The sequence below is a fragment of the Acidobacteriota bacterium genome, from assembly GCA_038040445.1.
GTDB lineage: Bacteria > Acidobacteriota > Blastocatellia > UBA7656 > UBA7656 > Onstottus_A > Onstottus_A frigus.
The window spans coordinates 160617-187035 of record JBBPIG010000003.1; the positions used below are offsets into that span (position 1 = coordinate 160617).

Annotated in this window: 23 protein-coding genes; 13 read left to right on the top strand and 10 right to left on the bottom strand. The window is 57.4% G+C overall.

Features of this window, described 5'->3' with window-relative positions:
- Positions 1–25: 25 nt before the first annotated feature.
- Positions 26–568 carry a DNA-3-methyladenine glycosylase gene (locus tag AABO57_04485; protein ID MEK6284977.1) on the bottom strand — a complete coding sequence of 181 codons (543 nt, stop codon included), beginning with the start codon at positions 566–568 and terminating at the stop codon, positions 26–28.
- 207 nt (positions 569–775) lie between these two features.
- Between AABO57_04485 and mgtE the strand changes: the two genes are divergently transcribed.
- The 3 genes from mgtE (at position 776) to AABO57_04500 (ending at position 3253) form a co-directional block, all read left to right on the top strand.
- Entirely contained in the window at positions 776–2167 is a 1392-nt protein-coding gene (gene mgtE / locus AABO57_04490; GenBank protein ID MEK6284978.1) for a magnesium transporter, read from the top strand.
- 128 nt (positions 2168–2295) lie between these two features.
- Complete coding sequence (locus tag AABO57_04495; GenBank protein MEK6284979.1) at positions 2296–2661, top strand: hypothetical protein; 366 nt, start codon at positions 2296–2298, stop codon at positions 2659–2661.
- A gap of 112 nt (positions 2662–2773) precedes the next feature.
- A complete protein-coding gene (locus AABO57_04500) occupies positions 2774–3253 on the top strand; it encodes a hypothetical protein (protein MEK6284980.1) in 480 nt (159 codons plus the stop codon).
- Positions 3254–3337: 84 nt separating this feature from the next.
- Here AABO57_04500 and AABO57_04505 read toward each other — a convergent pair whose 3' ends face one another.
- From AABO57_04505 to AABO57_04530, 6 genes are all read right to left on the bottom strand, one after another.
- Positions 3338–4396: a CPBP family intramembrane glutamic endopeptidase gene (locus AABO57_04505; protein MEK6284981.1), complete on the bottom strand. Its 1059-nt coding sequence runs from the start codon at positions 4394–4396 to the stop codon at positions 3338–3340.
- Between the two features lie 233 nt (positions 4397–4629).
- Entirely contained in the window at positions 4630–5802 is a 1173-nt protein-coding gene (locus AABO57_04510) for a VWA domain-containing protein (GenBank protein ID MEK6284982.1), read from the bottom strand.
- A gap of 268 nt (positions 5803–6070) precedes the next feature.
- Positions 6071–8197, bottom strand: coding sequence for a DUF6600 domain-containing protein (locus tag AABO57_04515; GenBank protein ID MEK6284983.1), 2127 nt, complete (start codon positions 8195–8197; stop codon positions 6071–6073).
- Positions 8198–8431: 234 nt separating this feature from the next.
- Positions 8432–9637, bottom strand: a complete 1206-nt coding sequence (locus AABO57_04520) for a VWA domain-containing protein (protein ID MEK6284984.1) — start codon at positions 9635–9637, stop codon at positions 8432–8434.
- A gap of 102 nt (positions 9638–9739) precedes the next feature.
- On the bottom strand, positions 9740–10582 hold the full coding sequence (locus AABO57_04525; protein MEK6284985.1) for a uroporphyrinogen-III synthase: 843 nt from the start codon (positions 10580–10582) through the stop codon (positions 9740–9742).
- Between the two features lie 219 nt (positions 10583–10801).
- Positions 10802–11266, bottom strand: a complete 465-nt coding sequence (locus AABO57_04530; GenBank protein ID MEK6284986.1) for a hypothetical protein — start codon at positions 11264–11266, stop codon at positions 10802–10804.
- 64 nt (positions 11267–11330) lie between these two features.
- Between AABO57_04530 and AABO57_04535 the strand changes: the two genes are divergently transcribed.
- The 10 genes from AABO57_04535 (at position 11331) to AABO57_04580 (ending at position 22819) form a co-directional block, all read left to right on the top strand.
- Positions 11331–11912 (top strand): tetratricopeptide repeat protein, encoded by a 582-nt coding sequence (locus AABO57_04535; GenBank protein ID MEK6284987.1) that lies wholly within the window; start codon positions 11331–11333, stop codon positions 11910–11912.
- A gap of 29 nt (positions 11913–11941) precedes the next feature.
- Positions 11942–13015 (top strand): gluconeogenesis factor YvcK family protein, encoded by a 1074-nt coding sequence (locus AABO57_04540; GenBank protein ID MEK6284988.1) that lies wholly within the window; start codon positions 11942–11944, stop codon positions 13013–13015.
- Between the two features lie 329 nt (positions 13016–13344).
- The gene (gene glmU, locus AABO57_04545; GenBank protein ID MEK6284989.1) at positions 13345–14754 is read left to right on the top strand and encodes a bifunctional UDP-N-acetylglucosamine diphosphorylase/glucosamine-1-phosphate N-acetyltransferase GlmU; all 1410 of its coding nucleotides are present in this window, start codon (positions 13345–13347) and stop codon (positions 14752–14754) included.
- 41 nt (positions 14755–14795) lie between these two features.
- A complete protein-coding gene (gene glmS / locus AABO57_04550) occupies positions 14796–16658 on the top strand; it encodes a glutamine--fructose-6-phosphate transaminase (isomerizing) (GenBank protein MEK6284990.1) in 1863 nt (620 codons plus the stop codon).
- A gap of 2 nt (positions 16659–16660) precedes the next feature.
- Positions 16661–16975: a hypothetical protein gene (locus AABO57_04555; GenBank protein MEK6284991.1), complete on the top strand. Its 315-nt coding sequence runs from the start codon at positions 16661–16663 to the stop codon at positions 16973–16975.
- Positions 16976–17509: 534 nt separating this feature from the next.
- The gene (locus AABO57_04560) at positions 17510–19270 is read left to right on the top strand and encodes an ATP-binding protein (GenBank protein MEK6284992.1); all 1761 of its coding nucleotides are present in this window, start codon (positions 17510–17512) and stop codon (positions 19268–19270) included.
- On the top strand, positions 19267–20637 hold the full coding sequence (locus AABO57_04565) for a sigma-54 dependent transcriptional regulator (protein ID MEK6284993.1): 1371 nt from the start codon (positions 19267–19269) through the stop codon (positions 20635–20637). The genes AABO57_04560 and AABO57_04565 overlap by 4 nt, the downstream gene beginning before the upstream one ends.
- A gap of 343 nt (positions 20638–20980) precedes the next feature.
- On the top strand, positions 20981–21211 hold the full coding sequence (locus AABO57_04570; GenBank protein MEK6284994.1) for a hypothetical protein: 231 nt from the start codon (positions 20981–20983) through the stop codon (positions 21209–21211).
- A gap of 180 nt (positions 21212–21391) precedes the next feature.
- Complete coding sequence (locus tag AABO57_04575) at positions 21392–21787, top strand: hypothetical protein (GenBank protein MEK6284995.1); 396 nt, start codon at positions 21392–21394, stop codon at positions 21785–21787.
- A gap of 240 nt (positions 21788–22027) precedes the next feature.
- Positions 22028–22819, top strand: a complete 792-nt coding sequence (locus AABO57_04580) for a hypothetical protein (GenBank protein MEK6284996.1) — start codon at positions 22028–22030, stop codon at positions 22817–22819.
- A gap of 194 nt (positions 22820–23013) precedes the next feature.
- Here AABO57_04580 and AABO57_04585 read toward each other — a convergent pair whose 3' ends face one another.
- The 3 genes from AABO57_04585 to AABO57_04595 all read right to left on the bottom strand — a co-directional run bounded on the left by AABO57_04585 (position 23014) and on the right by AABO57_04595 (position 26395).
- On the bottom strand, positions 23014–24366 hold the full coding sequence (locus AABO57_04585) for a hypothetical protein (GenBank protein MEK6284997.1): 1353 nt from the start codon (positions 24364–24366) through the stop codon (positions 23014–23016).
- Positions 24367–24799: 433 nt separating this feature from the next.
- Positions 24800–25123, bottom strand: coding sequence for a DUF1778 domain-containing protein (locus tag AABO57_04590; protein MEK6284998.1), 324 nt, complete (start codon positions 25121–25123; stop codon positions 24800–24802).
- A 186-nt stretch (positions 25124–25309) separates the two neighbouring features.
- Positions 25310–26395, bottom strand: coding sequence for a peptidyl-alpha-hydroxyglycine alpha-amidating lyase family protein (locus AABO57_04595; GenBank protein MEK6284999.1), 1086 nt, complete (start codon positions 26393–26395; stop codon positions 25310–25312).
- Positions 26396–26419: the final 24 nt, after the last annotated feature.

A 26419-nucleotide genomic window follows, 5' to 3' on the forward strand; every position in this document is an offset into this window, starting at 1 on the left:
GCAACCAGCGATAGTGGTCACAACTTCACCGGCTAACGAACGGGCTCCCTTGCTCATAGAATCTCCACTCGAGGTGCATCGCTCGTGAGATACCAATGCGCTTGCTGCTGGCAATTTCCGGCGTTGTCTTACCGGGCTTGAGCTTAATTCGTCTTCCTATGCGCTCAGCATTGAAGCTCAAGTCAATACCGAATGCCTGGCACAAGCGGCCCGGTCCGCTGGCGAGCTTTCTGATGTCGCTTGTGCCGCGGCGCTCCTCCATAAGTTCGATTCCCCGGGCCGGCTCGACCGCGCGTATGAGCACCGCGCCGGCGCCCTCGCGGTTGGTCGTAAAGTTCAAGCAATAGTACATCCCATAGATGAAGTACACGTATACGTGCCCGAACGTCTTCTGCATCACCACCGACTGTTTCGGCCGCATCACCGAATGCGACGCGGCGTCGGTGGTGTAGGCTTCGGTCTCGACTATGCGGCCTTCGCATGGTCCAACGACCAGCAGCGTTCCGATCAGATCACGCGCGACTTCGATCGTATCGCGCGCAAAGAATGCAGAAGTAAGATAGGCCATGTTCTGAATCGTGATGCGCGGCGTCGCTAACCGTCGCCGGGCAGCGGGTCGAGGATTCTAACCAACGGTGGTTCCTTGCGCCACTTTTGCGTGCCTTTTTTCTTTTGCCGCGACTGCTCGCTGTGCTATAAAAGCTTTGGGTTCAATCAGCAGCGGTAATGGACAGCAACTCTTCAAATCTTATGTTACGCAGCGGAGACGATTCGGATGCAGGCGCAGCGGCTAAATCTCATGCTGGACTCTGTCGGTCGTCTTGCCCGGCGCGGCGCTATGTCGAATGCCGCCAACCTGCTTACCAAGCTGCGCCCCGTTGATATCGCTCAAATCCTCAGTCAACTCCCACAACGCGACAGCGAAATAGTGTTCGAAGCCTTCGTGCGGCACGACCTGAGCAAAGCCGCGGAAGCGCTGGCCGAAATGGAAACCAGCCGCTCGGTCGCACTGCTGACGACGCTCAACAGGGAAGACGTTTCTCGCCTGCTTCAAGAGCTGCCTTCCGACGACGCCACGCTCATAGTCTCGGAGCTTCCCGAGGAGTTACGCGAGGAGTTTCTCGACGCGATGAAGCTCGAACACTCGACCGTCGTCAACGAGCTGCTGGGATTTGCTGATGAAACCGCCGGGCGAATTATGACGCCCGAGTATTTCGCGCTCGACGAGTATGTAACCGTCGAGGAAGCCATCACCGAGCTTCAGCGCCGCTCGGAAGAGTTCGAGATGGCGTTTTATCTTTACGTCGTCGATTCTCGCAATCATTTGCTCGGGGTAGTCAGCTTGCGCCAGTTGTTATTGAATCCGCCGTCGACGCCGCTGCGCAAGATCATGATCGGCGACGCGATTAAGGTGACGACCGACACCGACCAGGAAGAAGTTGCCCGTATAGTCGCAACCTACAATCTTCTGGCCGTGCCGGTGGTCGACGAAGAGAACAAGCTCGTCGGAATCATAACTGTCGACGACGTGCTCGACGTGATGCGCGAAGAGGCTACCGAAGACATCTATGCGCTCGCCGGGGTTGAAGCCGATGACCGCGCGCTGGGGTCGCCAATTAATTCGGCGCGACGGAGGTTGCCGTGGCTGATGCTGTCGCTCGGCGCGGCGCTGATAGCTGTCGCGATTGTGCAATATTACGTGAAGACGATCGAGAGCTCGATATGGCTCGCGGTTCTGATTCCGGTTGTCGCGACGATGGGCAGCAACGCCGCGACGCAGACAATGACCGTGGTGGTTCGAGGAATCGGGCTGGGCGAAGTCGGATGGGAAACCAGCGGCCGGGTGGTGATCAAAGAGACGCTCGTTGGGCTGATCAACGGTTCGATAATAGGCGCCGGAGTGTGTGTCATAGTCACGATCTGGTTTGGCGCCAGGCTTGGCTCGATGTGGTTCGGGTTGAAGCTTGGCGGCATTCTCGGAGTTACGATGGTATTGAGTCTCGTCGTAGCCGGAGTGACGGGCACCCTGGTTCCCGTGTTGCTCAAGCGCTTCAGAGTCGATCCCGCGCTCGCTTCGTCGATGTTCGTGGTGACATTCACCGACGTGATTACGTTTTTCTTCTACCTCGGGATGGCCACGCTCTTGCTCAGTCATTTCAAACTCTAGCTGCCCTGGGAGCGCAGGCGGGGTTCAGAGTTCAAGCTTCAGCTTGCGTGATTCGATCGGGTAAAGCCCTGGAAGCAAGCTGAAGCTTGAACTCTGAACGCCTGCGTTTCCAGGGCGGCCAATCGCCAATGTTCAATCGAAAAGAAGATGACGACGGCGACGAGCGGTTGTTTTCCTGGCGGCGGATTAGAACGCTGATCGTCGGGACAGCGTTGGCGCTTGTCGCCGGACTTGTTGCGGTGAACACGTTTACTTACTTCCAGTACGGCGGGACGATGTTCGACCGCTACTTCGATAAGAAAGAAAAGAAAAGCCCGATGGCGGGGAAGCTTGCCTTCGACAAAGGGACGAAATACTACATCGGCATCATCAGGGGCGAAGGCCATACCTCGAGGCGTGGGGACGTGTACTACATCGAGCAAGCGGGTGGGTCGATGATCGAGGTGTCGAAAGAAAACGTCGAGGTGCGCGACCCGGAGAAAATCGACAAGTGACCGGAGAGCGCTCGATAGGTTGTGCTTGTGACTCGTGATGGTCTTTAGTAATATTGCGCGTCGAGACGGGCTCCTGATCTCAAATCACCGTTGAAAAAAGGGGGATGAACGAATGAGCAATCAGCCGCCGAATGGCTATCCACCGGGTGGTCCTCAAGGTTATCAGGGCGGAGGCTATCCACCGCCGAGCGCGCCCACGGGCAAGACGAAAGTGATGAACCTGGACTACAACGTAGCCGGTTTGCTTTGCTATATGCTGCCCTGCTTGTGTCTGGCTGACCTGATCTTCTGTATTCTCTGGCTGGCCACGGAGCCGAAGGAGAGTCGCTTTGTGCGCTTTCACGCGATACAGGGCCTGCTGCTTTTCGGGTTAGGATTCGTCGTCGGGATTATTTTTCAGATTCTGGGAACCGGTATGGCGGTCACTACTAGCGGAGTAGTGGAAGCCGGCGGATTTGGCCTCTTGCTGCTTGTCCGCTTGGTTGTCGGCGTCGCTCTCCTGGCCCTTTATATCATCTGCATGATCAAAGCATATCAGGGACAGATGTGGAAGCTCCCTATTATCGGCGACATTGCCGAGAAGAACGCCTAAGAACGCGCAGTTGATGAAACAGTGTGAAGGCCCACCTGCGGCTACGCATAGCCGGCAGGTGGGCCTCGTTCTTTCACCACCAAACTAGCTGGGGCTGGGATTCGATTCCCCCTCAGAAGGCTGCAGATCGGATGGCGGTTGTTCCTCGGGAGTAATGCTTGCGAAAGCTGGCTCGCGTTTGCCATGTTTGATCGCGGATATCATTTCCTCGGAAGGGGTAAACAGCCCGCTCTTCCAGATCGCCAGCGTGGATAAGATCAACGCCACAGTTGCCGCCACGCCACCTTCGGGTCCGTAGCTGCCGCCTGATACCCACAAGGGCGTTCCGATGCTGCCCCGTAGCCATGCGAGTTCATTGAGCGTTGTTAAACCGCTTACCGGCAGGCCGAAGATAAACGCCATCGCAAAATTCCACGAGTAGTGAAGCGCAGTCGCAAGCCAGAGGCTTCGCGTCATCAAGTAAGCTAACCCGAGCCAGAGTCCTGCAAGAATCGTGTTGATAGTCGAGAGGGCGGTGGCGCTTGGATTCCAGATGTGTACCAGCCCAAAAATAACGGACGTCATAGCGACCGCTGTTCCCCCGCCCAGATTGTGTACCAAAGCTTGAAACGGGAACCCGCGAAAAATCAGCTCTTCGGTCGCGCCCGAACTGAGAAAAAACAGAAACACGATTATGAAACCGCGTGCGATTTGTGCTCCATCCCGCGTGTGCACTCCGAAGCTGAAAGCGCCGGTTGCTGCTGCGATTCCAACCGCAATTGCCAGCGAGGCCGCTCCCATCAACGAACCTAATCCGAAGTCCGGGCGCCAGCCTCGATGAAGCCTGAACCCCACTGACCCGAGGCTGCGGCGCTCCAACGTTCGCGCGCAGACTGCCGATGCGATCACCGCTGCGGCAAGGTTCCCGAAATTGCTGCCGGCGAGATAAGACAATTCGGGGCGGCTGAGATGGCCGGAATCGGAAGGCTCGACGAGTAAGGAGTCGAGTGACGGGAAGAGCATCGCGAAAGCTTTGGCCAGGCCCGTCAGCAGTGAAGCCGCGAGAATGAAGACAAGGAAGAAAGCGAGTACGCGCCAACCGGAACGCAGCTCGCTTTCGTCGTTAATGAATATGTTTCTGGCGACGTCGAGCGGGTCGCTCATAGCGAGCGACTCTATCGGCGGGTCAAAGGAGTGTCAAGGAAGCGGTCGCGGAACAAACAATGGATAAGCTGTTTGAGTTGCTCGACCCACCGCGTAGCCAGGCGTTACAACCTGATTTGACAGCCGCGCTCTGGCAAAAAGAGACCACCTCTTCATACGGCCACGCTAACGACGACGCCGGCTTGGAAGCTGACGCTCCTTGTTTAGGGGCGTGCTTCGTGTGTTGAGTAGACCTATTTCGTACGGGGTGTTTTCTGGCTTTGTCCCGGCTCCTTTGCGGCGATGTATCCGCGCTTGGTCTTGATGACCAGTCTGTCATCGCTCTTTTGAACGGGACGAGCGAGCTCGAGCTTTAGCCTGCGAAAGCTCCCGTCGCGTTTCCTGTTTGTAGACACAAAGCCGAGCGTGTACCGCGTGCGGAGATGATCGATCAGACTGTTGAAGACGCGATCCAGGTTATCCGGTTTGTCGGTCAGGACTTCGCCGCCGGTCTCCTCGGCAAGTTGCTTGAGGTTGGAGCTTTTCGCTTTGAACAAGCCTCCGATGCCGGCCGCTGCGATCATGATTCCGTTCTCCATTCGTTGGCCTGCGGTCTTGGGTATGATCCCGCACACCACGCTCCCTGACTCAAGCACCGCCATGCGCGCATCGTCCGCGGACGGCCCAGCGCAGTCGAAGTAAGTCGTGATGCCGGTGATCATTATTATCACCCGGCGGCCATCTGGATTTCCCGCCCTGCGCATGTAATCCGCTGACTCATAGAAAGCGCGGTTGAAGCAATGGCCGGCGTTCTCGTCGTGAGGAGGCAAGTGATCCAGACCTGCGAGGACCCTGTCTTTCCCGCGGCCGAAACCGGTAACCAACTCGGTGGTATTGGCAAAAGACATCAGGGCTACTTCGTCCTGCGGCCTGAGCCTCTCGAGCGCCGCCAGAGTCGCGTGGCGCACCTTTTCGCTGAAAGGATCAAGGCATCCGCCGCGGTCGATTAGCAGAATCACCGAGAGCGGGAGCGTGTCCTGACTGAATTGAGTTACCTGCTGTCTGACTCCGTCTTCCGCGAGCACAAAGTCTTCCTTCGTGAGACTGCCGACTACACGGCCGGTCTTCTGCTGGATTACTTGTGCATCGAGGACGACCAGGTCTACGGCCAGCCTGATGTTCTCGCCGGCTCCGCCAGGCGAGTCACCCATCGTCTGTTGAATGCTGCCGGTGTTTTGTAGTGGCAAGCTGGCGGGCTTCTGCTGTTGAGCGCCTTCACGTTTGGTGTCTTCGAGCTTGCGTTCCTGGGTGCTCCCGTTCTTGCCGCGAGAGGGCGTGTTGTTTGGCGACTGCGCGGCCACGCTCAACAACACACTCAAAGTTGAAATGATCGACAGCGAGAGTACGGCTATTCGGTGAGGGTTCATAGGTGCCTCCTTCCAAAGCGATTAGAAATTGATGGGTCGTTTGGCACCGAGTAAAGCCAACAGCTACGGCCGGTACTGGTTCTGGTTTCGTCCGATGGCGCCGACCAGGCGGAGGAAGGAGCGAAGGAGGATGAAGCAGATGGGGTGTCTTTTACTGAGTTCGCTTTTTCATCCGCCCAGTCCGTGCCACCGAAAAAAAGTGTGATGCGTGATCAGTTATCCGTCTCGCGAGAAGTTGTCACGCATCACGGAGTCTCACTTCAGTTCTTCAGGGTTTTCTGCGCTGCTCCTGCTGCTGTTGGCGTTCCTGCTTTTCTTGATGACGTTCTTGCCGCGCCTGGTCGCGGTTCTCGGCATTAGGTCGCTCTCGCGGCGGCTCTGTTCGCGGAGTAGATGCGCCATTGTCGCGAGATCTGGCAGGTTCTTCCGCGCGAGTTCGCTGTCGCGTGTCCTCATTCGGTTTCGGCTCGCTAGTTGGGTGTCTTCTCTCACGCGAGCGGGTTTCGTTATCGCTTTGCCCTCCCGATGGAGCGCTTTCTTTGGGCGCAGCCGTCGCTGGAGGCTCAGGTCGCGTGCGCCGCCTCTCTCGTGCGGTCCCCTCCGCGCTTCCTTGGGAGGTCTGGGCGGGCCGTTCCCCGGCAGAGTCCCCTTCATTGGCTCGCTTGCGGGGATGCGCCGAGCGGTCGTCGTTCACTTTCTCCGACGGAGCCGGAAGCTGGATCCGCATCTTCGGCTTTCGCTCGCCAACGGAATCGAAGCCGGGTTGCGAGCCGGCAACTGTCGCCGGCGGTCTTGGCTTTCGATCCGCTCTTCGCTCTGAGCCCCGCTCAATCAATGCCGGGCCTTGCGTGATTACACCAGGGTTACGCGGCGAGATGAGGCGGCGCTCGCGCGCGTCGCCAAGTCGCGCCGGCGAATCCGCATTTTGATTGCGGGTGACGACTGAGCGCCGGATGATCTCGCTAGAAGGCACAGCGATGCGACGAGACCGGCGGCGATCGTTTTCGTCGAGGGCAGGCGCTACCGCCACGGGAGTTGGCGTGATCTGAGGCAACCCGGCGCGCGCGCCTTTGTTGATCCAGTCTGAAAGCTCACGCCCGGGCGCCCCCGGACGCACTGAGCGATCTCCTCTGGTGAATCCCTCGGCGGGAAGAATTGTCATGCCGGGGTGTTGGCGCGGAAGCCTAATGCCGAGTCTGCCGTCGCCCGGTCTTCGCCCGCCGTCTCGCGGACCCGGGTATGGCAGCCGTGCCTGGTCATCTCCTCGCCGATGATCATGTCTGCGCCAGCGCTCCCCAGGCGCGAGCGGGTACCATCCAACGTAGTTGCCACGTGGAGTCGGACTATTGAAGAAGAAAACAAGCGCGGGACGCCAATGGAAGTCTCTGGAACCGTATCCGCGATAGGCCGAGCCGAAGCCCGGTATCCAAGCCCATCCAAGTCCGGACAAGTATGACCATCGACCGTAGTGATACGGAGCCCAACCCCATGGCTCGCTTGACAGCCACGTCCAACCTGCAGCCGGTATCCAGAGCCATTGGCCCGAACGATACGGCGCCCAATTGGAGCCGACTCGCGGTATCCAACATTGACCGTAAGAGGAATAGTTCGTCCACGTTCCATAGCTGGAGAGGTCGCTCACTCCATAAAAGTCGTTATAGTTCGTCTCGTAGTTGGTAACGTAGTCGGGCGCAAGGTCAGCGCTCGTACGAGCAATCGTCGTGTCACGGTCGTGGCTCCACTGATCCCAGTCATCCTGGGTTGTGTCCACGGCGAGTTCGAGTCTGCCGCCGCTCGATGCATCAACCATCAGCCTGTGACCTTCGCGCACTTTGAAGCTTCCTTCGTCGGTCGACACCTCGGCTTCACCGCGGCGAACGATCAGCGTCGTGTCCTTTTCGCCGCGGACTTCGATTCTATAGAGCCCGTCTTGCTGAACCACGACCGCAGTACTGGGTGTGTCGATCTCGAAGCGGCGGAAGGCTGTAGCGAGACGCTCTATACGAATGATGGCGGTTCCTTCGGTGATTTCGAACCGCGCTGAGGTATCCGACAGCTCGGCGATCGTCAGCTCAGTGCTTTCCGAAAGCCTGATGTAGTTGCCTCGCCCGAGTTGAACTTCGGCACGCGCTCCACGCCCCGCGTACAGTTGATCGCCGGCCAGCAAAGGCAGGTTTTCGACAGCGGGCGCCCATTCGGTCACTCCGGCGCGAAGGAACGAAACGTCGCCCTCTACGAAACTCAATCGCGCTACTCGAGCAACCGGCGCCGAGTCATCTACATCCGCTGATTCATCCTCGAGTGAGTTGGTCGTCTGCGCGAACGCGGTGCACGAAATGAACAGGATCGCAATGAGTAGGAATGGTGTGAGGCTCGAGCAGAGAGTGCGCTTCATGATTCTTCCTCGATCAAAGACTTCGTGTTCCACTGGCTTGGGCGGCCGATTCCTGGGCAACCACCGTGCCTAAGCCGGCTGAAATGTTACGGGTTGGGTCCAAGTCATTCAGGGCAAGGAGAGATTAGCTTCTACGCGGGGCGCGGGGTTGACCTGGTCGGCCAAATATTATTGAAGGTCATACACGAATTAGTGTACGAGTCGTTTGATAACGTCACGGAAGCGAAGAGAACATCAGCGTGGGGCTTGATCAGTGACCCGGTAGCCGGGACGCGCGCGCACGTCAACACCTTTGCGCGCTAACTCGAGTTTGATCTTGTGATATTTGCCATCCCGTTTACTGCTCGTCGAGTAGTAGCCGATCAAGTACTGGTTGCGCAGCTCTTCCGCGATGGCGGTGAAAGCGGCCCGCGTATCGTTGAAGGTGTCCGCGAGATAGAGTCTGCCTGCGGTGCGCGTTGTGATCGTTTGCAGATAAGAATCGGCCTCGCCATAGAGCTTGTCGAGCGTCGAAGTGATCTGGTCCGGAGGCTCCGTACTGGGTGTACGCTGAGTTCCGCTGCCTGGGCCATTCGGGTCGTAGACAACCGGCGGCCTTCGCGGTTGGCCGATTTCGATTCGGGGAGCGTTAGGCTTTGGTAGACCGGTCGGCGTAGGATCGGGTCCGCCAAAGTCGGGAGGGAGCGGTATCCGCCCGTCCACATCGAATGGCGTCTTACGTTTCGGGTGTTCGATCTCTTGCCGGCGTGCATTCGCTTCGATCCACCATCTTGAGTCGAAGTGCAAAGCATAAATCACCGCGCCGATCTCTTCAGCGGTCCGGGTAGTGCCTTCGGCGGTCGCTTCGATGCTGCGCATATCAACGCCGTCGCTGAATACAATGACCGCACGGCGGCCTTCGACGTCTTTCAACTGATCGAGGGCGCGCGCGATGGCTTCATAGAACAGCTTGCCGAAACCTGATTCTGTACCTCTGATCGCATGCTCCAGTTCAGCCTGATCCTCGGTGAAGTCGGTCAGCGCTCGAACCTCGTGATCGAAAGAGATAACCATCATGCGGTCACCAGGCCTGAGCTGGCTGGTAAAGTTGACTGCCGCGCCCTGAATCGCCCTCAGTCTGTCCTGCGCGCTGTTCGACGTGTCCAACACCAGAACGGCGCTGAAGGGTTGCTTGACAGCCGCGAAGAAGGAAATGTCCTGCCGCTTTCCATCCTCGGAAACCACGAAATCACCTTGATGCAGGTCGCTAACGAACTTCCCGCTGCGGTCTGTGACTACGGCCGGGACTTGCACCAGAGTCGCGTTGAGCCGAACGGCTTGTTCCTCGGAAGACTTTTGCTTACCTTGCGGTGGTCCCGGGTCAGCGACAGTCGCGAATGCCTGACCGGCAACGGCTAGTAAAAGAAGCGATGCACAAGACATCGAACTACGATGAATCATTCTGCGCGTTTTTTCCATCGCTACACCGAAGCGAACCCGTTTAGCGAACGTGGCCCGAGGAGATTATTGCAACCTGAGGAATCAGAAATCGCGTTGCGCCTCTTACTCTTGCCCGATTGATTTTACTATCGAAGCTACGAGCGCATCTGTATTGTACAGGTCCGGTTGAATGACTCTCTTAAGACCGTGGCTCGCCGCGGTCTCGGCGGTAACCGGTCCGATGCACGCGACGAGCATGTTTGCTAACAGATCGGAGAGATCAGTCAATCCAACGAGCGCAGCGAAATTCGATAGTGCAGACGAGCTGGTGAAGGTAACCACGTCAATCGAGTTTTCTTTGAAGATGCGGAGGACGCTTCCCGGCTCGACATCCGGCTTGACCGTTTGATATGTCTCCACAGCGTCTACGCGAGCGCCCAGCCTGCGCAGGCCAGCCGGCAGAAAGTCCCTCGCTACGCGCGCCCGCGGGATCAAGAATCTCAAACCCCTGACATTCTCATCTCCTCCAAGGTAATCGATGATTGCCATCAGGGCGCCTTCTGCCTTGGAGTCGGAGGCCGTGACCTGCGCGATGGCTCCCGCCCGCTCCAATGCGAGCGCGGTCGCCGGACCTATAGCGCACACGACGAGTCCGGCTAGCGCCTGGGCGCCGTCGCTTCGAATTTCGCCTAAGCGGCGAAAGAAGAACCGAACGCCGTTCGCGCTGGTGAAGATGATCCAATCGTATTCTTTGATTTCCTGAATTGAAGCGTCGAGCGCAACCCAACTGCTGGGGGGAACAACCTCAATGGTAGGGCATAGGATTACGGTTGCTCCAAGCGCCTCAAGGCGCGCGGCGATGTCTTCGGACTGCCCGCGAGGCCTGGTCACCAGGACCGTCTTTCCGCGCAACGGCACATAGCGTGATGTCGACCGGTCGCCCGCAGCCTGCTCGTTTTTGTTCATTAGTTGCGGCCCAAATTTCTTCAGGTAGCGAGTTTGGTTAAACGCGGCAAATTATACAGTTACACCTACGAGACTTGCAAGAAAGATCGGGTGTTCGTCCTTAAGTGCTGAAATCGTGGAGCTTCCGCGCATTGGTGACGTTGTTGACGACGACGCGTCTCGTACCTCTGCACTAAGTCCGTGCATTTCGGCACTTACGCCCCGCTCCAGGAGAGACCCCTACTCAGCTCGGGGGAAAACAGGCATGCGGGTCTTCAAAGGACGCCAAGGTATTTTCTTGACTTGCCGGCAAATTGTTGATATAAAACAGCCATAAACTAGCGTATGTGCAGGATTTAAAGGTGGAGCTGGATCATTCTCAACTCCGAGGAAACTGATGAGCGGCCTGATCACTAAAGCGACTAAGAAGCGCTCATCTGAGTCTCGAAAAATCCGCGCGACGAAAGGGAAGAAGGCTCCCTCGAGAAAACCCAAGCGCCCCGGCAGAATCACCGCCGCCCCAAAGTCAAAGAAAGCAGCAATCGGGAAGAAACTTCCGCAGACCAAGAAGAGTAAGCAAGCAACTGCGGCTAAGAAACTCAGCAGCGGCCGTGCAGCCAAGAAAGTTGTGCCGAAGAAGAAAAAGATAACGGTTGCTCCAGCGAAGCGAAGGAAGGTGTCTATCACTAAAAGTTCTTCGCGCACCAAGAGTTCTTCGCGCCGGAAGACAGCGATTAAGTTGCGTGTGGCCAGAAAACCCGTGCCAAGGATGACACGGAAAATGCTGGCGGCGAGGCGAAGAGCGCTAGTTCCGAAGCCGCTCCCTGCTCCGCCCAAGAAGCCCCCGTCACCGAGCACTCTGGCAGCCGTTCGCGCGTTTGAGCAAGCATTGCGATTGTTTAATCGACAGGACTTCGCTACGGCGAAGTCAACGTTCGTGAGCCTGCTCTCGAAGTTCAATGATCAGGCTGAGATTGTTTCTCGCGTCCGCACTTATCTGGCGATTTGCGAACAACGTCTCGCGCGCACGCCTGCGGTGCCGCGCAATCCGGACGCGCTATACAACCAGGGGGTGTTCGAGCTGAACAAGGGCAACACTACCGAAGCGATCGAGTTGTTCGAGAAAGCGCTGAAAGTCGAACCTCGCGCGGACCATATCTACTATTCTCTCGCCGCTGCTTATGCCCGCCTGAACAACACTTCCAAGGCTCTTGACGCGTTGCGTCGCGCCATAGGCATTCGTCCGGTCCATCGCTCGCACGCTCGCCGAGACTTTGACTTTGCCAGCCTCCGCGGCAATGAAGACTTCCAACAACTAACAGGGTTCGGCTTCGACCTCGTCGATGAGTAAATCGACAAGTAGTCGTCGAAGTAGTTTCTATGATGGTGCAAGAAGACTTAGGGTTGAAGATTGTGTCCGTGGGAGGCGGTACGGGACTCTCGACGCTTCTTTCCGGGCTGAAGGCGTACGTAGGAAAGGAAGCCCTGCACAATGCAGCGCCTGCCGCCTACTGGATCGAAACGTTAACAGCGGTCGTGACGGTCACGGATGATGGCGGTAGCTCGGGCAGACTCCGAGAAGAATTTCAGATACTTCCGCCGGGAGACATTCGCAACTGCATAGCCGCGCTTGCAGAAGACGAAAACTTGTTGACAAGACTCTTCCAGTACCGCTTCACGTCAGAGGGCGATCTATCGGGGCACAGCTTCGGCAATCTTTTCCTGGCAGCGCTCGCCGGTATCACTGGAGATTTTCTCGAAGCCATCAAGGTTAGCAGCGAAGTGCTGGCGATAAAGGGCAGGATATTTCCTTCCACAGTTCAGGATGTCGCACTGGTAGCCGAACTCGAGGATGGCCGCGTGATTCAGGGCGAGACGAACATCGTTGAGTCGCGCTCGCGCATAAAGCGGCTGCGGTTGTCGAGCGAGGTCTGCCGGCCGCTTCCCGAAACACTCGACGCGATCAAGCACGCCGACATCATTACTATCGGTCCCGGCTCACTGTACACTTCTATCATTCCAAACCTCCTCGTCGATGGGATCGTGGACGCCATGCGCGACTCAGCCGCCCTGAAAATCTACGTTTGCAACATAATGACACAACCCGGGGAAACCGAAGGCTTCGACGTTAAAGACCACCTTAGAGCTCTTTTTGAATACAGCCCGAACCTCGAAGTCGATTGCGTGCTTGTAAACACAACCTCAATCAGCGAGGAGGTTCGCGCGAAGTATCTCGCCGATGGTGCGGCGCAAGTTGGGTTCGACTCATTGACGCAAGGCTGCTTCGAGCACGAGCTTCATCAAGGCTTCATTGAAACCCCGGAACGCACTCATAGCTTTCAGCTCATGTGTCGCGACGTGCTCCACGAAGACGGCCTCGTCCGCCACGACCCGGATAAGCTCGCGCGCCTGCTACTGGAGATTCATCAAACTGAAACGCTCGCAGCGCGATGACCGGACGCTTCTCGAAACGTCTGCCCTTCGGATAACTGCCTAAGTTCGTAGTCCCGCCTTCAGGCGGAAGTTTGTATCCGACGACCAACTCGCTACGAACTTCCGCCTGAAGGCGGGACTACGAACCCCAGAGATTTCAGCCCTCCAGCGCTGCCTCCTCTACACAAACCTCTCGCCCCAACCTCAGCGTGAGAGTAGAATCAAGTCCGGTCGGCTCTTTCCAACGCCTTCCTGAAGGGCCGATGAAAGTGGCGGCCATTTGACGGAAGACAGACCCGGTTGCTCGACATGAGCACCGCCTTTCTCGCGGTTTAACTGAGTGAGGATCTATGACGGACGTGATGATATTGGCGGCTGGACTAGGAACCCGAATGAAGTCGCGGCGAGCAAAGGTATTGCACGAGCTAGCTGGCCGGCCATTAGTCTCGCACGTGGCGCGCGCGGCCTTCGAACTAAGTCCGGAAGCCATTTTCACGGTAGTCGGTCATCAAGCAGAGGAAGTGGAGAGCGCCGTGCGCGATGAAGCTGCGCGGTTGACGGCGGCCGGCGCGGCGCAGCCGGATCTGATATTTGATGCTCAGCCCGAGTTGAGATTTGTTCTACAGGCCGAGCAGCGGGGCACCGGCCACGCGGTAATGGCGGCGCGAGATCAACTTGCTGGTCACAACTCGACGCTGGTGATCATTCCAGGCGACGCACCTTTGATCCAAGCTGACACGCTGAAGCATGTGGTCGACATTCATCATGGTCAGAAGAACGACGTGACGTTGCTGACAGTGATCCTGGATGATCCCACCGGATACGGCCGGATCATTCGAGATAAGGACGGCCGCTTGCTTCGATGCGTCGAGCAGAAAGATGGCTCGGCGGAAGAACTTGCCATTCGCGAAGTCGGAGTAAGCATCTATTGCTTCGAGGTAGCCGCGCTGCTTGCCGCCCTCGATCACCTGACGACTGATAACGCGCAGGGCGAGTACTATCTTACCGATGTGCCGAAAATAATTCAGGCCCAGGGAAAAAGGGCCGGGCTGCTGTGTCACTCGAACGCCGAAGAAGTGCTTGGCGTAAACACGCGAATCGAGCTTGCGGATCTGGAGCGCAAGCTTCGCGATCGAAAGCTCCGCGAGCTGATGCTGGCGGGCGTAACGATTGTCGATCCCGCGACGACCTACATTCATCAAGACGTCGAGGTTGGCCTGGATTCGGTGATCCATCCGCAGGTAATCATTGAGGGCGCGAGTCGCGTCGGCTCGGGCTGTACGATTCAGTCTTGGACTCGTATGAAGAATGTCGAGATCGCCGACAACGTCATGGTTCGCAACTCGTGCGTTATTGAGGACAGCATGATCCGAGAGGGCGCGACGGTGGGTCCGTTCTCCCGCCTCCGAGCCGGAGCTGAGATCGGAGAAAAGGCAGGTATTGGCAATTTCGTTGAAGTGAAGAAGTCCAAGATCGGGCGAGGCTCTAAGGCCTCGCACTTGACCTATCTTGGCGATGCGACGCTCGGCGAGCGCGTCAACATAGGCGCAGGCACAGTGACCTGCAACTACGACGGAGTGCGCAAGAACGAGACGATCATCGAAGACGATGTGAAGATCGGAAGCGATACGATGCTCGTAGCCCCGGTCCGTATCGGGCGCGGTTCGGTCACCGGCGCGGGCAGCGTCGTGACCAGGGATGTGCCGCCTGATTCGCTTGCGGTCGGAGTTCCCGCGGTCGTCAAGAAGAAGCTCAAGTAAGCGCATCTTCAGGACTGGGAAAAAAAGGAAGGAAGAAGCAGATGTGCGGAATAGTAGGTTACGTCGGTGATAAGCAAGTCGTCGGAGTAATTCTCGACGGACTCAAGAAGCTCGAATATCGCGGCTACGATTCGGCAGGCATCGCGGTGGTGGACGAGAAGGGGCGCCTGACGATTCGCCGCGCCGAAGGCAAACTGCGCAACCTCGAAGAAGCCATTCGATTGAAGCCGCTCGACGGCACTTACGGAATAGGCCATACGCGATGGGCCACCCACGGGCGGCCCACCGAAGAGAACGCCCATCCTCATCGTGATTGTTCGGGACGAGTGGTTGTTGTCCATAACGGCATCATAGAGAACTTTCTTCCGCTCAAGCGCAAGCTCCAGTCCGAGGACCACACGTTTGTCACCGAGACCGATACTGAAGTGATCGCCCATTTGATTGAGAAGTATCTTAACGAAGGCCAACCGACGCTCGAGGCAAGCGTTCGACGAGCGGTTGCCGATCTGCGCGGCATCTACGCGCTGGCGATCATGTCGTCGGACGAGCCCGAGAAGATCGTAGCGGTGCGGCAGGGGCCGCCGATCGTAATCGGACTTGGTCAGAATGAGTATTTCGTGGCGTCCGACGTTCCGCCGCTGCTGTATCACACGCGCGATGTGTTCTATCTCGGCGACGGTGAAATAGCCGTGCTCACGCGGGACGGCGTGTCGGTTACCGATTTTGAGAATAGTCCAGTTTCCCCCGACGTGCAGCGAATTACCTGGGACCCGATCGCAGCGGAGAAGGGTGGATTCAAGCACTACATGTTGAAAGAGATTTACGAGCAACCCCGCGCCGTTCGCGACACGATAATCGGCCGGGTCTCTCAGACGACGGGTCGCGTTTATCTGGACGAGATGGAGATCAGCGAAGCCGAGTTCCGCCAGTTCACGTCGATCAAAGCGATTGCTTGCGGCACGAGCTTGCACGCGGCGATGGCAGGAAAGTATATGCTCGAGGAGCTGGCGCGGATTCCGGTGGAAGTCGACTACGCGTCTGAGTTCCGGTATCGCGATCCGATCATCGATGACAAGACTTTGATGATTGCAATCTCTCAATCGGGCGAGACCGCGGATACGCTTGCCGCGGTGCGCGAGTCGAAGGAGAAGGGCGCCAAGGTACTTTCGATCTGCAACGTGCGGGGATCGATGCTGATGCGCGAGTCGCACGGCACGGTCCTGACCCACGCCGGCCCCGAGATCGGCGTTGCTTCGACCAAAGCTTTCACCAGCCAGATGACCGTGCTGTACCTGCTGGCGCTTCATCTCGGACAGCAGCGCGGGGTGCTGACCGGCGAAGAATCGCTTGCGCATGTGCACGCACTCAACGGGCTGCCGGTGAAAATGGAGACGTTGCTTGGCTGCGACGATCAGGTAGAGAAGCTTGCTCGCGAGTTTCATCGCGCGCAGGATTTTCTTTATCTCGGCCGCGGCATCAACTATCCCATCGCGCTCGAAGGCGCTCTGAAGCTCAAGGAGATTTCCTACATTCATGCGGAAGGCTATCCCGCGGGCGAGATGAAACACGGCCCGAACGCGCTGATAGACGAAGAGCTGCCGGTGGTGGTGATCTGTACTCGGGATGAAACGAATGAGGCCTCGAAGCTGCGCTACGAAAAGACGCTTTCAAACATGGTAGAGGTGAAGGCGCGCGACGGCGTGGTGATCGCAGTGGTGACCGAGGGCGACACCGAGCCCGGCGAGATAGCCGATCACGTGATCGAGATACCACGAGCGAGCGATTTGATTTCTCCGATACTCTCGGTTGTTCCGCTCCAGTTGCTTGCCTACCACATCGGTGTTCGCCGAGGCTGCGACGTCGACCAGCCTCGCAATCTGGCGAAGTCGGTGACGGTGGAGTGAGCATGATCGAGAGGGATGTTGATTTGCTTGATGAGTATGACTTCAGCAAGCTCAAGCTACAGCGTGGCAAGTATGCAGGCCGCCCGGTTAATCACAAATTCACTATCAAGCTAAGCTGCGAGAAGGACGGAACCTGGTTGGCCGACATACCCGCATTCGACGTGCAGTTCCACGGCAGTACGCGGGACGAGGCGATTTCGAAAGTCCAAGGATTGGCTTTCCGAGTTTTGGCGGATCGCATTGCAAACGGCAAATCGGTTCTTGGCCCTTCGAGCATTTCGTTTTCAGTGGTTGAGGAGAAGCGAGGTTCCCGTTGAAATGGTAGTCAGGCGCAGAAGCGAGAAATCATGAGGCACTGTGGCTTTCGACTAATCAAGGCGCTTCCCTAGTGTCCCAACGTTTCCACGGTAGCGTCCGTAAGCTGCTGAAAGTCATTATGTTAAGTGCACTGAGGTGTCAGATCATTGGTTTAACAAGTAAAGGCGATTGGTATTACACTCTCGGTCATTCGAGCCTACCGGATTGAGATACGACGAACGGCTAGTAATTGACAGGGCAATCAGAGTCTAGATCAAGCAGATCATGAGGAGGATTGGTGATATATTAATGCAGCGATGCACCTGAGCCTTCCGAAGTCGTTCTCCTATGAATAGCTCCCCGTCTCTCTGAGTTTCTGCGTCCGGCGCGTGCCGCGCCGATCGTGGCATTGAACTCCTAGTAACCCGCCATTCCACCTGTAGAGATCGTTGAGCTGAGCTGGAGCTGAGCTGAGCTGACCCTTTCATCTTGTTAACCCGCTGACTTGCACTATAATCTCGTTTCGTAGCTCTCCCGCGAGTGAGTAGGCACTCATGCAATCGAAGCGATCGCTCAAGCTCCCTCCGCTCAAATTGCACACCAGGACCACTCTCGTCACGTCGGGCGTGCTCGTAATCGTTTTTGCAGTCATCGCCATTCTTTCTGATCTTGCGATAACCAAAGTGAGCGATCGGCAGGAGAGGGACCAGGCTCAACTGCTGGCCACGCGCTTGGCGGACACGGTCGAGCATCACATAAAGCGCCAGAAGATTCGGATCGAACGCCGCAAGAAGAGCGCGCAGTTTCAGGAAGAAGCCGAAGCAACAACAACCATTCCAGACTGGTCCGATGTTCAAGAGGAAATCGAAGATACGATCGCCAAGACCAATCCGCAGCTAACCGAAGTGAGAGTGTTTCAAAGAGTCGCCTCTGGCCGGTGGGAAGAACGCATCAGAATCCCAGTCGACGCCGGTTCTCTGCCGGCCGATGAAGAGAAAGCCGCTTCGCAGCAAATCAACACATCCAAGGTTGTTTCGGTCCGGCAAGAAGGCACCAACAAATTGATCACCGCCACCGCCGGGGTCAATGTGCTCGACGCAGGCGGCCCGACACATTTTGGGACCGTTAACGTGTTGCTTACCTTCGACGAGAGCCGCAGCTCGGCCGCGGAGCTTCGCCGTTTGATGTGGCCGTTGATGCTGCTCGCGATTATCTCGATTACGTTGATGACCTACTTCCTTTTTAAGCACATGGTCTACAAGCCGATCGACAGTCTGCTGCTGGCGATGTCCAAGGCCGAGGCAGGCGATCTGGAAGCCGAGGTTGAGTCGACCGCGCCTGATGAAATCGGGCTGCTGACTTCGCGGTTCAATCGAATGCTCGGCCGCATTCGGCAGATGACTCAACAGCTCAACCTGGAGCAGCGCCGGCTCGAGGACCGGGTTCACGAAGCCACCGGGGAGATTGCCGAGCGCAAGGAGCAGCTTGAGGAAGCAAACCTTCGATTGTTCGAAATGCAGCGGCAGTTGACTCAACTCGAACGACTCGCCGCGGCAGGTCAACTCGCCGCACAGTTTGCTCACGAAGTCGGCACCCCGCTCAATCTGATATCGGGTCACGTTCAGTTGCTTCGCGCGCGCGCGCGCGACGAACGGGTGATGCAGCGGCTCGATATTATCGCCGGTCAGATCGACAGGATTACAACCATAGTCCGTTCCATGCTTGATTCGACACGCAGACCCGTCCCCCGGCTCGAGCCTGCAGACATCAACTCACTGCTGGCTCAAATACTCGATGCAACGCAGCCGACGTTGGTGGCGCGCAACGTCGAGCTTCAGACTGAGATTGGCGAGCGCCTTCCTCCGATCCAGGCCGATGCGGATCAGTTGCAACAGGTCTTTCTCAATTTGATCAACAACAGTCTCGATGCGATGCCGCTTGGTGGAAAGCTGCGAGTGTCAACCTGCCTCGATGGCGATTCGGTGGCAATCGTGTTGGCTGATAGCGGCGAAGGAATCGCCGAGGATCAGATCGATCTGATCTTCGACCCTCTGTTTTCAACCAAACGCGGGCGGGGCACCGGTCTCGGGCTGACGATCGTAAAGCAGATAATCTCCGAGCACAACGGAGAAGTCGAAGTCGAAAGCGATCCCGGTCGAGAGACGACGGTTCGAATCAGGCTGCCGCTTGATGCGGCGAAACTCCGCGTGCCCGGCGAAGCCGCCGAGGCCTCGGACGGGAACGGGTCATCGAGCGGTGAAGACCTCGAATTAGTGACGCTTACGGTGAAAGACTCCGCAGTGGTGGATAAATGAAACGGATCCTTGTGATAGACGATGATCTCGAGACGTGCAACTTCCTCACCGAGATTTTCGCTGAAGAAGGTTGGGAGGTCGCCTCGAGCCAGAGTGCGGAAGGGGCTCGAGACGCAGTCGAGCAGAGTCACTTCGACTTGATCGTCAGCGACATCAACCTTGGCGCCCGCACCTCCGGCATAGCTTTGCTCAAGGAGTTCAAAGCGATCTCCTCAGATTCCGAAGTCATCTTGATCAGCGGTTTCGGGACGCTCGAAACGGCCGTCGAAGCGGTCCGCGAGGGCGCGTTCGACTACGTAAGCAAACCGTTCAACGTGAATGAAGTTATCGCGACCGCCCGCCGTGCGCTCAAGGGTCGAGACGCGGGCGCGCCCGCGGCCGTGTTGCTCAAAGAGCACAGCGAGGCTTCCGGTCTGGTCGGTCACAGTCACAAGATGATCGAGCTATACAAAGAGATTGCGCTCGTGGCGCCCTCGCGCTCGACGGTGTTGATAAGCGGCGAATCCGGGACGGGAAAGGAACTGGTAGCGCGCGCGATGCACCGTAACAGTCCGAGAGCCCACAGCGCGTTCGTAGCGGTCAACTGCGGAGCTATCACCGAGACGCTGCTCGAGTCTGAGTTGTTCGGGCACGTCAAAGGCAGTTTCACCGGCGCGACTTCCGATAAACGCGGGCTGTTCGAAGAAGCAAACAACGGAACCATTTTTTTGGACGAGATCGGCGAGACGAGTCTGTCCGTGCAAGTAAAGTTGCTACGGGTCCTGCAGGAAGGCGAGATGCGCAGAGTGGGAAGTGCCCGTCCGGTTCGCGTTGACGTGCGCGTGCTGGCTGCCACGAACCGCGATCTCGAGCGCGAGGTCAAAGAAGGCCGATTCAGAGAAGACCTTTACTATCGCTTGAGTGTCGTCGCACTGTGCGTGCCTCCGTTGCGTGAACGGACTGAAGACTTGCCGCTGTTGGCGGCGAACGCCCTCAGACAAGCGCGAGAAGCGGGCGCGCGAGCAACCACCATTTCGGAAGAAGCTCTTGCCGTGCTGAATCAGTACGAATGGCCGGGCAACGTGCGAGAGCTCGAGAACACGATCGCACACGCCGCGCTTTACGCTCGCGGAAACGTGATAACGCCTGAGGACTTGCCAGCGAAGGTTCGGAAGCAAGCTCGAACGCTGCCGCCCGAGAACAAGACTCAGGCGATGTTCAGCGACCTGCCTTCACTTGATGAACTCGAGCGACGTTACATCATTCACGTGCTGCAGAACGTTGGCGGAAGCCGGACTCGCGCGGCGGAGGTGCTGGGCATAGACCGCCGCACTCTGTATCGAATGGCCGAGCGGTTCGGAATCAACCTGAAGGAAAGCGCGGAGTAGCGCAGACTTTAGTCTGTGTGACTGGCTTAGCGGAGAGTAGCATACACCTAGTTTGTATTGGTGGTGCGCATAGAGCGACACAATTACAGACTAGAGTCTGTGCTACTTTGAGGCTCTTTTGTTTGTCGCCGGCAAAACGGCCACAGCAAAACCCTTTCTGTGCTGCTCTCAAACTCTGACGACTCGCATATCAAAGCGACTTGAACTTGGACTTAACCGAAGAGCCTCCAAGCAAGAGGGCAGGAACGCGCCTTGCACCTGAGCAATGACGACTTGCCCGACGACAATAGCGTAACCTTAGGTGTATCGGTCCGCGGCAAGAAAAATCTACGGAGGACAATTGATGAAAAGGATCCTTATCAGTTTTGCTTTAGCATTAGCTCTTGCCGGGACATCCGCGTTGGCGGCTCAGAACAAAAACAAACCGGCCCCAAAGCCGGCGGCGGCGGCAACTAGCACGGGAACGATGAGGAAGACTCCCGCCAAGAAGCATCACAAGAAGCGCCACCACAAAAAGCCGGCGACCTCAACCTCGGGCGGCAGCATGACCAAGAACGCTAACAAGAAGAAGTAGTCTCGTAAGAGCACGCTCATTACTTGCGTAGCGGGTTGGCGCCGTTGCTGACCCGCTCACGTCTTTCTGATCCCTCTCGACCCGTCGGAGGTGAAGATGGAATGGAACGGGTATTGTCGCTGAGTCCGACACGCAACGGGACGCCGGTCAGCGGACAGAAAACCACGCTGGAGTAAGGTCGTGAATCAACTGGCGCGAATCCTGACCGTTATTCTCATCGTCTTTGCTTTGTCGAGCTTTCTCGTTTACAGGCTTCGGCTCGGCAGCACTATGCGTCCATCGCGGCAGAGTCAGTCCGCGCCTCACCTGGTAGAAGAGACGAAAACCGTAGAAGGACAAATCCAGGCGGTTGATCCCAGCGCCGGGACTTTGACTTTGGTAAACGACTATGAAGAGATGATGCTCGCCTTCGACGAAAGAACCGCGATTCTAGAGTCGGGCCACGCTATCCAACCCGGTTCAATAACCTCCGGCACTTCTGCGACGGTCAAGTACACGCAAAGGGGAGCCAAGAAGTGGGCTCGAAGAATTGAACTGGTTCCAGCCGAACCGCCGGATACATCCGAGTCGTATTGAGTCTCCCGATTTACTCCTCAACGGAGAGAGTACAACACCCCTCAAATCCATTGTGAGATGATTGCCGTGCTCGCCTGCCCACGCTCGGTCCTGTCTACGAATCACATAAGGCCTGTTTATCCGACTCCCGACAGTTGACCGTCATATGGGGAAAAATCGTGGCCGGGATTTCTCGTGTAGAGGATTTTCTTGTCGCCATCCTTTCCTGATGGTGCTAATCTACCGGCCATGTCACGAACAATGTCACGAACAATCTCACTGTACGCGGCGGTCTTGATGGTGGCCGGCTCATTCGCGCCGAACGCGGCGGCTCAAGCTTCTCAGCCGATCTACCTTCAGTACGACGGCTACGTGAAGAACAAAGACGGCACCTACACCTTATCGTTCGGATACTTCAACATGAATCATGTCGACGTGAGAATCCAGCCCGGCGAAGGCAACAGTTTCCTACCCGGTCCGGCCGATCGAAACCAGCCGCTGCTGTTTCTAAAAGGCCGGCATCGATTCGCTTGCAGCATCGTGGTCTCGGCCGATTTCGATGGCAAACTCCAGTGGGCCGTGCGTTTCGCCGGAAAGGCTTTCACCACGACCGCAAAGACGCTTGATCCACTTTATGAACTTGAGCTGGCCAGCGAGAAGCGGGCCACGAGTGGTCTCGACCTGGCAAAGGCGCCGAAGGGCGTCTGCGTCAACCGCGCGCCGGCTATTCAGGTGATCAATCCGCGCGCGGACGTCAATGCCGGCGCCGACACGTTGGCGGCCACGTCCTTCGCCACTCCCCTGGATCAGGAGGTCTCGCTGAGCGGCAGCGTTGAAGACGATGGGCTGCCGAGAGAGAGCAAGCTGACGGTCTCGTGGAGGAAGATCAGTGGACCCGGTACGGTTACGTTTTCCGACTCGAGCCGGCCGGTCACGCGCGTACGTTTCAGCGAGGCGGGGGCTTACGAGTTGGAGCTGTCCGCCACGGACACGGAGCACTCCAACAGCGTGAAGATCAAAGTGACGGTTAGTCCCGCGGGCGAGAAGAAGTAACGCCGGACAAACGCTCCGAAAAGTGGATAACGGACATTTTCCATTTTCGATTTGTTGTTGGTCATTGATCTCGGAACCACCCGGAGCAATGATAAATTAAAAATGGAAAATGGAATACTGAAAAACACGAAGAGGAGAGACCCTCGCAAAGGACCTCTCCTCTTAATAGTGTTCGCCGCCCACGCGGTACCCTGTTACTGCGGGTTTCCGCTCGCCGTAGCTGTTTCTCTCGCCTTGCCGCCCTTCTGCTTTTGTAGTTCCGCGAATTCCTGATCGGTGATGTAGTAGAAGTCAAGCCAGCCGATATTCATCTCATCAACCGTCCGGTCGCCCCAACCGATGAAGGCCGTCGGATCAGGATTCTCTTTGTTGCCGGGCGAGTTGTCGTGATACGCCGTCATGTGGAGGACGGTGCCCTTGGCAAGCGTCGGGGGGGTCTTGTAGGGATAGGTGATCTGCCAGGTCCACACGAAGTGCGCGACATCGGTCAGCAACTGCACCTCGCCCGTCGGAAGAATCGCCTCGAGCGTCATCCGCTTTCCGCGATAGTGCATATGCGGCTGGAAGCTGACGAGCCTCGCGGGTTCCTCTAGCCGAAAGTAAGCATCACTTCGAGCGTTAGCTTCCCCTGGCGGTATCGCCAACGTCGATGGGGATGAGATGCCTTTTGTCGAGATCAAGTACTTCGGGGTGTAGCCCTTCGGAAAGAACTTGAATCCGATCTTCGCGTGTTCGTTGACGTCCTTCTCGCCGTTGGGGTGATAGTGGAAGCTAAAGCGGAGCTTCCCCCCTGCCTTCAACATCTTCGCAGTGCCGTTGGTGAAGATGTCTCCGTCGTTACCCCTCGCATACTCTGTGAGGAGAGAACTGTTGTTCGGCCGCCCGCCAGTGCCCGGGCCCCGTCGCGCTTCGCCGAGCACAACGCCGGTGGCGGGTTCGCTCTGAATTGCATAGATGAGGACATGGTGAAGGACCTTCGGGTCCTCTGGGATCACCTGGATCCATTTGACGTAGCGGTCCTCGGTGAGCCCCGTTGGAACATCCACCTTGGGGTACTGATCCGCGGCAAATGCCGGAACGTTGAATCCCGAACTTGTCACCACCAGGTCCGGTTCTTCGCCGAACACCCACGTGTTAGCAGCCGGGAACACGCGCGGCGGAGGCGCATCCTTCGGATCGCCTTTCGGCGCGCCGCTGTCCACCCACTTGGCGATGGTGGCGATCTGCGCGTCGCTCAGCGAAGGATCGGGATCGTACTCGCCGACGGTGCGGTCGATATGCCACGGCGGCATGTACCGAGTGACGACCTTCTCCTTGATCGAGCGAGCCCACGGCCGGGCGTCCTCGTAGGTCAGGAGCGACATCGGCGCCATGGTTCCGGCCCGATGACATTCCTGACATGACTTCTGGAGGATCGGAAGGATGTCCTTGGTGAAGGTCGGTTTCGCGGGAACCGCACCCTCGTTTGAATCAGCGGCAGCAGGAATCGCGATGGCTGCAGCGAGTGCAAACGCCGCGACGGCTACGAGCTTCCACGTGGATTTCATACCAGACTCCTCCTTGGGTGTCTGAGCCTTGTTGACCTAACGCCCAATGTAGCACCAAGAGGCTAGGAAGTCTAACAGTTTCTGGTCTTTTCATTGATTATCACGCTCTTGTTCGTAAGTCGAGCTGACGTATCGCAGCGATGCTCTTGAACATGCGCAACTGTCCGGGAAACCGAACGAAGTCATACCTTTCATACCATCGGGCCAAGCTCTCGGTTCTAGCATCCAGCATCATGGCCCGAACTCCGGTACGGCTTGAGATCTCGTGAATTCTTGCTTGGGCATCCATCAATAACAACTCGCCAAGCCCATGTCCGTGAAAAGCTTCATCGACCCCGAGCTGTCCAAGGAGGACTACGGGAATTGTTCGCTTAGTCTTTGGCTTGTCCTCGGGGATTTCTTCCTGCTTCACCACTCGTATTGGGAAATGGGCTCAATTATCAACGTGGTATCTCACACCTTTGCGACGACCCGTGCGGTATCGCTCGGCAGAGGTGCGCGAGCGCTTCGATGGCTGCTTGTCATCGGCCAGTGCCCTCAGGAAGAAATTGTAATCCTCGCTCGTGAGCACTATGGCGTCATGGCGCTCCAAGATTTGGTCTGCCTTCTCGCTGAGAGTCGATACGGCAAAGTCGGTCAGCCCCTGGCCGGTAATCGCGGCAGCTCGGACGACGCGCGCCTTGATCTTCGGGTCCAAGCGGAAGTGCATTCTATCCTTCTCACTTGTCGACGGTTTCTTAGGGTCAACTGTTGCCATTTTGAAATCTCCTCCGTGTGGCAACCTGCCACGCACAACGAGCATTATGCGCGAGCTGTTCTGCGCGGGTCAACGCAGGAACCTGCCTGCCAAGCTATGCGCCGGGCGAGTGCCGTTCGGATTCTAGTTAATCTGCACGCTTGCTAGCTGAGTACTCTCGGTGCATGCGTAGCTGAGGAAGGGACTTCACCGACTGGACGTCTGCCGCGGCTCCAGACGCAACGTTAGCTTCTGGATTCGCCAGTTCAACAGCTCCGCAACGTAGACCTCGTTCTCGGACGGGCACGCGATCTCGTGAATCCATCCGAACTGCTTAGGCTGCTTCCCCGACTTACCCACGACGCCGAGGACTTTGCCCTCCAGCGTGAGCTTATACAATCTGCCAGGATATGCGTCTGACGAGTACAGTACCTGATTAGGCCCGGGCGTTATGCAGATCGCCCAGGGCGCACCGTTCTGCGCCGCCGCCCCTTCCGGTGAAGGCATGTTGCCCTGTGCCGGACGTGTCGCCGGATCGAACGGCACATCGATCGTCATCGCGCGAATGAATGTTCCGTTGGGATCGAACACCTGAATGCGCCGGTTCCCGCGATCCGCGACGTAGATGTTCCCCTTGGCGTCCGAAGCGATGCTGTGCGGCGTGTTGAATTCGCCCGGCTTGTTTCCGCGATCGCCCCATTGCTTCACCCAGGCGCCGTTTTTGTCGAACTTGGCTACCCGAGAGTTGATGTACCCGTCGCTGATAAAGATGTTGCCCTCGGTGTCCCAGGTGACGTCGGTCGGCTGCCGGAACTGACCGTCCACCGCGGGCCGCGGCGGAGTGACGCGCGTCCACGGCACGGCTTCATCGGATGCTTCCTTCTTGCGCCCGAAGACCATCACCACTCGGCCCGCCGGGTTGAACTTGACGATCATGTCCGAGCCCTTATCCACAGCCCAGATGTTGTCGTCTTTGTCGATCCGCACGGTGTGCGCGTATGACCACGCGTAGAGGTTCTTGCCGACTTCCCGGATGAATTTCCCGTTCGGCGCGAACTCTAACAACTGAGCTGCCGTCGCTCCATAAGCCGGGCCCGTCGTAGTGCCGCGTGAGAAGACGAACACGTGGCCTTTCGAGTTGACCGCGACGCCGGACACCTCCCCGAAGTGCAGATCCGGCGGCAGCTTGAGGAAGTCGACGTTCGAATCGACCTTGATTTCAGGCACGGGTGTTTGAGCAAACACTGCGGTTGGTGTCAGCACGAGGAAAAGGACGAATAGCCAGCGTCTCACGGTGTCCTCCTGAGTGGGAAGAGC